Annotated in this window: 8 protein-coding genes; 5 read left to right on the top strand and 3 right to left on the bottom strand. The window is 69.4% G+C overall.

The features are described 5' to 3' along the window. Window positions 1–109 precede the first annotated feature (109 nt). From F3T56_RS14830 to F3T56_RS14810, 5 genes are all read left to right on the top strand, one after another. Window positions 110–1,147, top strand: a complete 1,038-nt coding sequence (locus F3T56_RS14830; protein ID WP_172638948.1) for a LacI family DNA-binding transcriptional regulator — start codon at window positions 110–112, stop codon at window positions 1,145–1,147. A gap of 66 nt (window positions 1,148–1,213) precedes the next feature. Then, a complete protein-coding gene (locus F3T56_RS14825) occupies window positions 1,214–2,539 on the top strand; it encodes an ABC transporter substrate-binding protein (RefSeq protein WP_149825660.1) in 1,326 nt (441 codons plus the stop codon). A 2-nt stretch (window positions 2,540–2,541) separates the two neighbouring features. Beyond that, window positions 2,542–3,474: a carbohydrate ABC transporter permease gene (locus F3T56_RS14820; protein ID WP_149825659.1), complete on the top strand. Its 933-nt coding sequence runs from the start codon at window positions 2,542–2,544 to the stop codon at window positions 3,472–3,474. A gap of 8 nt (window positions 3,475–3,482) precedes the next feature. Continuing rightward, the gene (locus F3T56_RS14815; RefSeq protein ID WP_172638958.1) at window positions 3,483–4,298 is read left to right on the top strand and encodes a carbohydrate ABC transporter permease; all 816 of its coding nucleotides are present in this window, start codon (window positions 3,483–3,485) and stop codon (window positions 4,296–4,298) included. A gap of 98 nt (window positions 4,299–4,396) precedes the next feature. Further along, window positions 4,397–6,862, top strand: a complete 2,466-nt coding sequence (locus F3T56_RS14810; protein WP_149825657.1) for a CBM35 domain-containing protein — start codon at window positions 4,397–4,399, stop codon at window positions 6,860–6,862. Between the two features lie 64 nt (window positions 6,863–6,926). Here the strand turns inward: F3T56_RS14810 and F3T56_RS14805 are convergent, their stop codons facing one another. From F3T56_RS14805 to F3T56_RS14795, 3 genes are all read right to left on the bottom strand, one after another. Then, the gene (locus F3T56_RS14805; RefSeq protein WP_149825656.1) at window positions 6,927–8,123 is read right to left on the bottom strand and encodes a sulfotransferase family protein; all 1,197 of its coding nucleotides are present in this window, start codon (window positions 8,121–8,123) and stop codon (window positions 6,927–6,929) included. 143 nt (window positions 8,124–8,266) lie between these two features. Beyond that, window positions 8,267–9,451, bottom strand: a complete 1,185-nt coding sequence (locus tag F3T56_RS14800) for an AI-2E family transporter (protein WP_246203624.1) — start codon at window positions 9,449–9,451, stop codon at window positions 8,267–8,269. Window positions 9,452–9,714: 263 nt separating this feature from the next. Continuing rightward, window positions 9,715–11,766 (bottom strand): glycoside hydrolase family 31 protein, encoded by a 2,052-nt coding sequence (locus tag F3T56_RS14795; RefSeq protein WP_149825655.1) that lies wholly within the window; start codon window positions 11,764–11,766, stop codon window positions 9,715–9,717. Window positions 11,767–11,812 lie beyond the last annotated feature (46 nt).

The raw sequence follows: 11,812 nt of genomic DNA, 5'->3' as shown, positions 1-11,812 counted from the left end.
GTCAGATGAGTCGGCCGACTCCCGAGACAGACGAGTCAGGTGAGTCAGCCGAGTGAATCCGTCATTACATTCTCTTGACGCCCCCAGTGTGACCGGTCACAATCCTGGCATGAATGTGACCGGTCACACAAGGCGCCCGGCGAGCATCCGGGACGTCGCGACCGCCGCCGGGGTCTCGTACCAGACCGTCTCCCGGGTGATCAACGGCCACCCGAGCGTCAAGCAGACGACCCGGGAGCGGGTGCTCGCGGCCATCGACGAGCTGGGCTTCCGCCGCAACGCCACCGCGCTCGCGCTGGCCAGCGGCCGCAGCCGGGCGGTGACGGTGCTGACCGCCAACACCACCCACTACGGCTACGCCTCGATCCTCCAGGGAGTCGAGGAGGCGGCACGCGCGGCCTCCTACGCGGTCGGGATCGGCGTACTGGAATCGGCGGACGAGGCCGCGGTCGCCGCCGAGGTGCAGCGGGCCGCGGACGCGGGTGGCGGACTGATCGTGATCGCCTACGATCCGGCCGGCGTGGGGGCCCTGGCCGCCGTCCCTGCCGAACTACCGGTCGTCGGTGTCGTCGAGACCCCGGCGAGCCCTCCCGGTGGCGACCGCCCCTGGGTGTGGACCGACGACCGCGAGGCCGCCTACGAGGTGACCCGCCACCTCCTCTCCCTCGGCCACGAGACCGTGCACTACGTCGCCATCCCGTCCAGCACCCGGCGCACCAGCGCCCGCACCACCGGCTGGCGGCAGGCACTGAAGGAGGCGGGCGCGCCCGAACCCCGTCCCGTGCAGGGCAGTTGGGGCCCGGCCGGCGGTCACGCAGCGAGCGTCGGGCTCGCCGCGGACCCGTCCGTCACCGCGATCCTCTGCGGCAACGACGACCTCGCGCTCGGTGTGCTGCGCGCCCTGCACGAGGCCGGCCGGTCCGTCCCCGGCGAGGTCAGCGTGGCCGGGTTCGACGACGCCCCGCACTCCGCCTATCTGACCCCGGCCCTGACGACCGTACGCCTGGACTTCACCGGCCTCGGGCGCTCCGCGTTCGCCCTGCTCCACGGGCTGATGGAGGAGTCCGCGCAGATCGCCCCGCACCCGGTGTCCGTACCGGAACTCGTGGTGCGGGAGAGCTCGGGGCCACCGCCCTCCCGTGCCTGAGCCGGTACACGCACCGCTGTTCTTCAGTCCCGCTTCCTGAACACCCGTTCTCGAAAGGCACGCGCAATGAACAGAAGAGCTCTCCCCTCCCTGGCCCTCCTCTGCGCCATAGGCCTGGCCGCCACCGCGTGCAGCGATCCGACTGCCGGGGACTCCGGGGCGTCGGACACGAAGAACACGGCTGTCGACCCCACCGCCCGCCTCGACGGCGTGAAGCTGACGATGTGGACCGCGCAGAACACGGTCAACGCGCCGAAGCAGGTCATCGACGCCTTCGAGAAGGCGACCGGCGCCCAGGTGGAGACCCAGGCGGTCCCGGACCTCTACGAGCAGAACGTGCCGACCAAACTGGCCTCCGGCGACCGCCCCGACCTGATGTTCTGGCAGCCGTCCATCTCCACGCTCCCCTTCATCCAGCCGCAGCAGAACCTCCTCACGCTCGACGGGGAGGAGTGGGAGTCCAAGCTCGGCGACACCGAGAAGTCGCTCGGCATCATCGACGGCAAGCGGTACGCGGCGATCGTCACCAGCCCCGCCATGCTCGGCGTCTACTACAACAAGGACGTGTTCAAGGCGGCCGGGCTGAGCGAGAAGGACTTCCCGAAGTCGTACGACGAGCTGCTGGCCCTCGGTCACAAGGTCGTCGACAACTCCGACGCGGCCGCCTTCTACGAGGCCGGCGGCGACAAGTGGCCGTTGCAGTGGCAGATGCAGGTCCAGCTCACCGACCTGGACAAGCAGTGGTGGGCCGACCTGAACGAGAACAAGGAGAAGTGGACCGACCCGGTCGTCGTCGGCGCGATCAAGAAGTACAAGGAGAAGCTGCTCGACGCCGGGCTCGCCCAGAAGAACTACAAGACGGGCACCTTCACCGGGCAGGCCGACGCGCTGTGGAAGGGCGAGGCCGGCATGGTCCTCAACGTCACCTCCTTCCAGACCCAGTTGCAGGCCAAGTACTCCACCGAGGAGATCGACGAGAAGATCGGCTGGTTCCCGATCGCCAACTCCGCCGCCACCGGCATGTACTCGCCCGACCAGACCAACGGAGTCGTCGCCTTCAAGACCGGTGACGAGAAGCGGCAGAACGCGGCCCGGCAGTTCCTCGCCTTCTGGCTCGGCCCCGACTACGCGGACTACATCAAGACGATGAAGATCCCGTCCGTACAGCCGTCCGTGCCCACCCCGGACGGGCTGCCGCAGACGTCGACGGCCCAGGTCGCCACTCTGCCCACGGCCATCGGGGTCTTCCAGGCCAAGGCGATCGTCGCCCCCGACACGCACCTCTATCTCGCCGACATGCTCTACGACAAGAAGAACCCGCAGCAGGTCGCCCAGGCCATCCAGGACCAGTTCGCGCAGGTGGCCAAGGCCCAGGGCGCGCCCGGTTTCTAGCCATGGCGGACACTGTCGTACGTAGCGCACGCAAGCAGGCACCCGCACCAGGCGCAGGCGCACGGAAGGGCGTGGGGCGGCTGCCGCGCGCCGCTGTGCATCACCCCTGGTGGTTCGCGCTCCCCGCGATCGTCGTCTTCGCGGGCTTCTTCCTGGTGCCCAACCTACTCAACTTTTACTACCCGTTCACCAACTGGTCCTCGTACCACTCGGACATCGCCTTCACCGGCCTCGACAACTTCATGACCATCGCCGACGACGGCACCCTCGTCCGCGCGATCCGCACGACCCTGCTGTACGCGTTCCTCGCGGCCCTCTTCCAGAACGGGTTCGGCCTCGTGCTCGCCCTGTTGCTGGAGGACGACACCCGCTTCAACCGGTTCTTCCGTGCCGTCTTCTTCCTCCCGGTGCTGATCTCGGCCCTCGCCACGGGATACGTGTTCCAGGCCCTCCTCGACCAGGACGGCGCGGTCAACTCGGTCCTCGGCACGGACATCCCCTGGCTGGGCTCGACGACCTGGACGATCGTCCTCGTCACTCTCATCCACGGCTGGAAGTGGATGGGCCTGTCGATGCTGATCTATCTGGCGGGGCTGAAGGGCATCCCCGGAGACATGCTGGAGGCCGCTCGGATGGACGGCGCCGGGCCCTGGCGGACCTTCTGCTCCGTCCGCTGGCCGATGCTCGCGCCCGCCGTCACCTTCAACGTCACCACGGCGCTCATCGGCTCGATGAACACCTTCGACATCGTGCAGGCCACCACCGGCGGCGGGCCCGCGGCCTCCACCGAGGTCTTCAACATCTACATGTTCCGGATCTTCGGCCAGGGCCTGTACGCCCAGGCCTCCGCGATGAGCCTCGTCCTCTTCCTGGTGGTGGTCGCCGTCGCGATCCCGCTGGTCGTCGGCCTGCGACGAAGGGAGCAGCTCCTGTGAGCGCCGTGATGTGGCGGTACGGCCGTCCCGGCCTCGTCCTCCTCCTCGCCGGCCTCGCCGTAGGCGTCCCCCTGTGGCTGGTCCTCGTCACCTCCGCCAAGCCGCAGGCGGAGGCCATCAAGCCGAACTTGGACCTGCCGGGGCAGTGGCAGCCGGGGAGCAACTACGCGGACGCCGTCGCCCAGGGCGAGATGCTGCAGGGCTTGCTCAACTCCCTGCTCGTCGTGGTCCCTTCGGTGGTCCTCGTCCTCATCCTCGGCGCGGGCGCCGCCTGGGTCTTCGCCCGCCGCAAGTCGAAGCTGGTCTCGGCGGCGTACGCGCTCTGCATCAGCGGACTGCTGCTGCCGCCCGCCGTCATCACCATCGTGATGGAGCTGCGGCAACTGGGCCTCGCGAACACCCGCCCCGGAATGATCGCCGTCTACACCGGCATGTACCTCTCCACCTCCATCTTCTTCATGACCGGGTTCATCCGGGCCATCCCCATGGAGCTGGAGGAGGCCGCCCGGATCGACGGGGCGAAGCCCTTCCGGATCTTCGCCCGGATCGTCCTTCCGCTCCTCCGGCCGGTCATCGCCACCGCGACGATCATGGTGATGCTCTACGCCTGGAGCGACATCTTCTACGCCTTCTTCGTCCTCGGCGGCGGCGAGCGGGCCACCCTCCCGCTGAACCTCTACAAGGTCGCCAGCGCCCAGCTCTACCTCAACAACTGGCATCTCGTCTTCGCGTACGTCGTGGTGATGAGCCTGCCGATGGTCGCCGTGTTCCTCGTCGGCCAGCGAAAGATCGTGTCCGGAATCACCAGTGGAGCCGTCAAATGACCGCAGTGACTGGAGGGTCCAGCAGCGTGATCACCCCCACCCGCACAAGATCCCGTATCAGAACCGCCCTTGCCGCCACCGCACTTGGAGCAGCCGCCATGGCAGGCACCCTCCCCACCGCTGGGCCGGCGGCCGCCGCCGACCCTCAGCGCCTGACCGTCGACCTCTCCGCCTCCGAGGGCCCGGTGATGCTCGGCGCCAACGGCGCGCTGTACGGCCTCAGCGACGACGGGGTGCCCAGCGACGCCGCCCTGGAACCCCTGAAGATCACCAGCATCTCGCAGAAGCCGGAGGGCGGCGCCCAGCACCCCAACGGCGACGCGCTCACCGTCTCCAAGTCGTTCTTCCGCAACGGCGGCGGCGAGATCAACGTGATGATGCAGGACATCTACGCCAAGTGGCCGTATGAGGACCTCGGCATCGACGACTACCTCCCCAAGGTCGACAAGATCGCCAAGGAGATCGCGGCCGACCCGAACAGCGACCGCTTCGTCTACATCCCGTTCAACGAGCCCGACCAGATCTGGTACAAGCTCGGCGTCGCCGACCAGGCCCAGTACGAGGCCAACCGCGACCGGTTCTTCCGGGACTGGAAGACGGTGTACGAGCGCATCCGCGCCATCGACCCCGACGCGAGGATCGCCGGCCCCAACGAAGCCGCCTACCACACCCGCCTGTTGAAGGACTTCCTCGCCTTCGCCAAGCGCGAGAACGTCCTGCCCCAGATCATGACCTGGCACGAGCTGGGCTCCGGCTCGCTGCGGGACTTCCAGGCGCACTACGACAACTACCGTGAGCTGGAACGCGAGGCGGGCATAGCCCCGCTGAAGATCAACATCGACGAGTACGCCAACCGCCGCGACCTCTCCGTCCCCGGCCAACTCGTCCAGTGGGTCTCGATGTTCGAGAGGAACAAGGTGTACGCCAACCAGGCGTACTGGGACGCCGCCGGCAACATGGACGGCAACGTCGTCCGCTCCAACATCCCCAACGGCGGCTGGTGGTTCTTCCGCTGGTACGCGGGCCTGACCGGGAACACCGTCAAGGTCACGCCGCCGCAGGCCAACACCATCGACACCCTCCAGGGCCTCGCCTCCCTCGACACCTCCCGCCGCCAGGCCCAGGTCCTGCTCGGCGGCTCGGCCGGTGACACGGACGTCGTGGTTCAGAAGGTCTCCCGGTCCCTCTTCGGCCGTACGGTCACCGCGACCGTCGCCGAGGCCGCCTGGTCCGGCTACGAGGGCCAGCACGCCACGCCCCGCGTCCTCACCCGTACGAAGGTGAAGGTCGCCGACGACGGCACGGTGACCGTCCCGCTGCGCGGCATGCACAAGATGTCCGCCTACCGGATCGTCCTCACCCCCGGCGGCTCCGGCACCCCGTCCGCCGTCTCCACTCCCTGGACCGGCTCCTACGAGGCCGAGGAAGCCGCCATCACCGACGGCAAGGTCTACACCCAGGGCACCGTCAGCAACGCCAACGGCTACGCCGCCTCCGGCACCAAGGACGTCGGCTCCCTCAACCAGGCCACCAGCAAGGTCGACTTCACGGTGTCGGTCCCGAAGGACGGCACGTACGACCTGGCGATCCTGTACGGCAACCAGTCCGGAACCCCGGCCACGCAGAAGCTGTCGATCGACGGCGGCGACCCGGTCACGGTGACCTACCCGTCCACCGAGAACTGGACCTACCGCGCGAAGAAGGACGTCCGGGTGGAGCTGCCGGCCGGCACCCACACCCTGACCCTCGCCAAGGGCGCCGCCGAGGTCACCCTCGACCGGATCGACCTCACCGCCCGCACCGCCGAGCCCTCCGCCTCGTACGAGGCCACGCTCGCCGACATCAGCGGCAAGCCGTCGTACGACTACTCCTCGTCGTCCGGCGTCGGCACCGGCGCCCTCGTCCTGCGCTCCGGCGACAAGGCGGTCTTCGACGTCTACGCCCCCCGCGACGGCTACTACCGGGTGGTGCCCCGCGCGTCGACGCCGGTGAAGCTCGCCCTGCACGGGCAGACGGTGGCGGCGGTACCCGGCCGGCCGCTGAAGCTGTACCTCGTCGCGGGCAACAACCGCGTCACGGTGACGGCCAAGCACACCGCCCTCCGCTCCCTCGACGTCACCGGCGACGGCTCGACCGCCGGCACGCTCTCCTACGAGGGCGCCTCGGCCACCCTCGCGGGCGGGGCCAAGCTCGTCGACTCGGCGTACGCCACAGCCGGTTCGTACATCGGCTGGCTCGGCAACAGCGCCGACAGCACCGCCGAGTTCACGGTGGACGCGCCCACGTCCGGCCGCTACATGCTGGTCGTCCACTACGCGCACAACGACCGCCGCGACAACGGACATGCGTACAACACGGACATCATGTCCCGTACGGCGGACATCACGGTCGGGGACGGCGAGCCCCGCAAGGTCACCTTCAAGAACACCTGGAGCTGGGACGACTACTGGACGGTGGGCGTTCCCGTCGACCTGAAGAAGGGCGCCAACAAGGTGACGTTCGGCAACGCGACCGCCTGGGCGCCGAACATCGACCGGATCGAGCTGGGCCGGGTCATCGGCTAGGACGCATGGCCAGTCAATAGGACACGGCCCTCGGTCACCTGCCTGTGGCCGAGGGCCGCTGCCGTCAGGCCCGGTCCACCTCCTCCCGCAGCGCGTTGTAGTCGGCGAACACCGACTCGACGTCGGCGCGGGTCAGGCCGTAGCGGGCGAGGTCGTAGCGGTGGGGGCGGCTGCCCTTGGGCCGGGCGGTGATCCCCGGGAGCCGGGCGGCGTCCGCGTCGGTCCAGTGGGCGCCGATGGCGTCGTAGAGCTTCGGGGCGCCCGTGGCCGGGTCGGTGCCGAGCCATGAATAGGGGGCGTCCACGAGCGCCTCGCGGGGAATAGCGGCCCGGGCGGCCATGCCGCGCCGCACGAGGTGATGCAGCAACTCCAGCCACTGGGCGCCGAGTTCGTGCAGGTCGAGCGGGGAGAGGGTGCCGATCATGCCCTGCTCGACCAGGCTGCAGAACGACGCCACGACGGTCGCCGGGTCCCGGTGGGTCCACACGATCGTGGCGTCGGGGAAGACGGTGCGCAGCGCGGTCAGATGCTCGGTGTGCATGGGGGACTTCAGCACCCAGCGGCGACGGGGCCGGCCGTACTGGAGGACCTGGTAGACCTGCTTGAGGTGGCGGTAGTCGGCGACGAAGTCCCGCTCGTAGTGCCAGGCCTGGTATTCCGGTATGCGGGCCTGGGACAGCGGCACCAGGACGTGCGGAAGGACGAAGGTGCACTCCTCGGGGCCCTCGGCGGTCATCGGGTGGATGTCGCGGAAGCGCGGGGCGAGCAGATTGATGCCGTCGACCCAGCGGCGCGTGGACGCGATCGCCTTCCGCCGCCGCTGCTCGGACGCGTAGAGGTCGGGGGCGACCAGCTCCCACAGCAGGGGACAGCGGTGGTCGTCCGAAATGGACAGCACGTTGTGGGTGAGTGTGGTGGCGGTGCGCGGCAGCCCCACCACGAACACCGGCCTCTCGATGGGCTCCTGCTCGATCTCGGGGTGCTCGGCGATCAGCCGTTGGACCCGGGCCCGGTTGGTGAGATGTCTGCGGACATGGGACTGCGCGGACTGCCAGCCGACCGGAGTCAGATGCTCGTCGCCCGCCCAGCCCCGCATCAGGAACCGGAAGCCGTCGGTGAACTCCTCGTCCCCCTCCGCCTGTCCGGCCTTGGCGAGGATCCGGTCGAAGGCCCGGTCGGGGTCGCGCCGGGAGCCCGAGACGGGCCGGAGCAGCAGGTTCGCCAGCTTGAGCGAGAACGGGACGGAGAACGAGGACGACACGGGCGGGGCTCCTTTCGACGGTGGAACGGCCGACGGGGGAGCGATGACCGACGCGAACCCCCGTGCCGTACAAAGGAGTTGATCACACGGCCGGTATGGCTGCCCAGGCAGCCCTCCGGCTCCGCCCGGTCACGGGCCCACGGTCACGGGGCCGCCGCAGGGCTCGCGGCCGCCGGCTCGTCGGTACGAGCGCCTCCGTCGGTGGCATGGGCGCCTCCGTCGCCGTATCGCGCCCGGAGTTCCGACAGCACGCCGGAGGCCGCCGCGACGAGCGGCACCGCGAGGAGCATGCCGAGGATGCCGGCGATGGAGGCGCCCGCGGTGAGCGCCAGCAGGATCGCCGCCGGGTGCATCTGCACGGTCCGGCTGTGGATCATCGGCTGGAACACGTTCCCTTCGAGGAACTGCACCACGGCGATCACCCCCAGTACCCACAGCGCCGTCACCGCGCCACGGTCCGCGAACGCCACCAGAATGGCGACCGAGCCCGACAGGAACGCGCCCAGATACGGGATGTACGCGCCGATGAACACCAGGGCCGCGAGCCCCAGGGCGCCCGGCACCTTGAGGACCAGCAGGCCGATCGCGATGCAGACCGCGTCGATGAACGCGATGATCGTCGTCCCGCGCATATAGCCCTCGATCGCCAGGAAGGCGCGCCGGGACATCACCTCCAGCGTCTCACCGCGGCGGGGCGCGAACGAGTGCAGGGCGGTGACCGCCCGGTCCGAGTCGCGCAGGAAGAAGAACATCAGCGTCAGCGCCAGGATCGCCATCGCGATGATCTCGCTGACGACCCCGACTCCGCTGAGCACCCCGGAGGCCGCCGTGCCCCCGAACTTGGACAGCAACTCCTTCGCGTTCTTCGCCAGGTCGTCCAGCGACGTCCCCGCCACCCCGAACTCCTCGCTGAGCGACTTCGCCGCGTCCCGCAGCGAGGAGATGATCTGGTCACCGGTGTCGATCAGCGCGGCCACCACGATGTACATGGCCCCACCCATCACCACCACCACGGCCGCACAAGTCAGCCCGGCGGCAAGGGACTTGTTGAACTTCATCGCCACCAGCCGCCGATAGAACGGCCCCAGCAACGCGGTCCCCAACAACGCGATCAGCACCGGCGTGACCGCCGTCTGAAACGTGATGCACAGCCACACCCCCACCGACACCACCCCGGTGACGAGCAGCGTCAGCGCACTCCACACGGCGATATGCCGAGCGGGCCCCGGCAGAAAACCCCGGGGGACACCCGCCTCCGGCGGGGCGACCGGCGCCGGTACACCGACGTACGCACCGGTCGTGCGTATCGTCGTACGCGTCCGGTGCACACGTATGTTCCGACCTCGACGTGCCGGCCGTCCCTCGCGAACTCCACGAGGGTCTCCCGTACGGCTGTTCATCCTCAGCGCTCTCCGCTCGCTCACGGGATGCCGAACACCCCCGAAGATCAATGCGATGCGGCCATAGCGTAGACGTCTTAGCTGCGAGCGGTCGTGCCGCTGGGGCGATGGGGGAGGGTGGGCGCAGCGGCACCTCGTAGCGCCGAGTTGCGCAGCCCACCCCGCCCCGTCCCAGCCGCCGGATGCGTGCGCTATTCGGCGATCGGCAACGACACCCCGTCCCGCAGGAACACCGGGATCCGATCCAACGGCGCGTCCACAGTCACCGACGTACCCCCCTCATACGTCTCCCCGGTCCACGCATCGGTCCACCGCGCCCCCGCCGGCAGATACGTCGTCCACGCCGTCACCTCCGCCTCCAGCACCGGCGCGACCAGCACATCCCGCCCGAACAGATACGCGTCGTCGACCGACCAGGCCCGCTCGTCCCCGGGGAACTCCAGGAACAGCGGCCGCATGACCGGCAGCCCCTCCTCGTGGGCCTCCCGCATGACCTCAAGGACGTACGGCTTCAGCCGCTCCCGCAGGCGCAGGTACTGCTCCAGCACCGCCCCGGCCTCTTCGCCGTACGACCAGACCTCGTTGGGACCGCCGGTCATCTTCGGTCCCAGGGGCATGCCGGGATCGCGGAAGCCGTGCAGTCGCATCAGCGGGGAGAACGCGCCGAACTGGAACCAGCGGACCATCACCTCGCGGTACGCCGGGTCGTCCGGGTTTCCGCCGTGGAAGCCGCCGATGTCGGTGTTCCACCAGGGGATGCCGGACAGGGCGGTGTTGAGGCCGGCCGCGATCTGGCGGCGCAGGGTCGGGAAGTCGGTGGCGATGTCACCGGACCACAGGGCGGCCCCGTAGCGCTGACTGCCCGCCCACGCCGAGCGGTTGAGGGAGACGATCTCGTCCTCGCCGGACGCCTTCAGCCCCTCGTAGAAGGTGCGCGCGTTCTCGGTCGGGTAGATGTTGCCGACTTCCAGCCCGGGGCCCGCCCAGTAGCGCAGGTTCTCCTGGAAGCCCGGCTTGATCTCCGGCTCGCAGGCGTCCAGCCAGAACGCCTTGATGCCGTACGGCTCCAGATAGTTCTCCTTCACCCTCGACCACACGAAGTCCCGGGCCTCGGGGTTCGTGGCGTCGTAGAAGGCCACCTGGACGGTCGACGCGACCTCCTTGTCGGGCCAGTCGGCGTGCGCCATCGGGCCGTACTGGGTGCCGATGAAGTAGCCGCGCTGTTCCATGAGGTGGTGGTTCTCGCTCAGCGGCGACACCGACGGCCACACGGACACCACCAGCTTGATGCCCAGCTCGTCCAGTTCCCGGACCATCGCTGCCGGGTCGGGCCACTCGGCCGGGTCGAACTTCCACTCGCCCAGGTGCGTCCAGTGGAAGAAGTCACAGACGATGACGTCGATGGGCAGGTTCCGGCGCTTGTACTCCCGTGCCACGGCGAGGAGTTCGTCCTGGGTGCGGTAGCGCAGCTTGCACTGCCAGAACCCGGCCGCCCACTCCGGCAGCATCGGCGTACGGCCGGTCGCGGCGCTGTAACGGCGCTGCGCGTCGGCCGGGTCGCCGGCCGTGATCCAGTAGTCGATCTGCCGGGCCGAGTCCGCCACCCAGCGCGTGCCGTTGCCCGCCAGCTCGACGCGGCCGATCGCCGGGTTGTTCCACAGCAGGGTGTAGCCGCGGCTGGAGGTGAGCACCGGGATGCCGACCTCGGCGTTGCGCTGGACGAGGTCCAGGACCAGGCCCTTCTGGTCCAGCCGCCCGTGCTGGTGCTGGCCCAGGCCGTACAGCTTCTCGTCGTCGTACGCGGCGAACCGCTGCTCCAGCCGGTGGTAGCCGTTGCCGACCGCGGTGTACAGGCGCGAGCCCGGCCACCAGAAGTGGGCGCGCGCCTCGGACAGCAGCTCAACTCCGTCCGCCGTGCGCGTGTACCGGATCAGGCCCTCGGCGTCGACCTCGACGGTGAGCGCGCCGACGGTCAGCCGGCCGTACCCGTCCTCGATCTTGACACTGCTCTCGGTGGACTCCGCCTCGTCCAGCAGGGCACCCGGCAGTCCGTCGAGGACCGGACCGCCCAGCCGGGCGCGGACCCGGACCGCGTCCGGCCCCCAGGGCTCGATCCGCAGGGTCTCCTGACGTCCGCTCCACTCCAGCGCGCCGTCCCGCTCACGGAACGTGCCGACGGTGGGGGAGGACTGGGCGAGGCTGACCGCGCCCGACGGGGTCTGGTTCTCGGCAGGCTGATTCACGAGGGGGCTCCTGGAAGGGAGGAGTGGCGGCCCGCCCGGCTCGGCT

It is taken from the genome of Streptomyces tailanensis, from assembly GCF_008386495.1.
Classification (GTDB): Bacteria; Actinomycetota; Actinomycetes; order Streptomycetales; family Streptomycetaceae; genus Streptomyces; species Streptomyces tailanensis.
The sequence above is the reverse complement of the archived record's forward strand: the minus strand, read 5'-3'. Positions and strand labels throughout refer to the sequence as shown.

Bases quoted from the DNA above. Each gene is read 5' to 3' on its own strand.
- F3T56_RS14810 (WP_149825657.1), top strand. From the start codon at position 4,397: ATGGCAGGCACCCTCCCCACCGCTGGGCCGGCGGCCGCCGCCGACCCT.
- F3T56_RS14815 (WP_172638958.1), top strand. From the start codon at position 3,483: ATGTGGCGGTACGGCCGTCCCGGCCTCGTCCTCCTCCTCGCCGGCCTC.
- F3T56_RS14825 (WP_149825660.1), top strand. From the start codon at position 1,214: ATGAACAGAAGAGCTCTCCCCTCCCTGGCCCTCCTCTGCGCCATAGGC.
- F3T56_RS14830 (WP_172638948.1), top strand. From the start codon at position 110: ATGAATGTGACCGGTCACACAAGGCGCCCGGCGAGCATCCGGGACGTC.
- F3T56_RS14820 (WP_149825659.1), top strand. From the start codon at position 2,542: ATGGCGGACACTGTCGTACGTAGCGCACGCAAGCAGGCACCCGCACCA.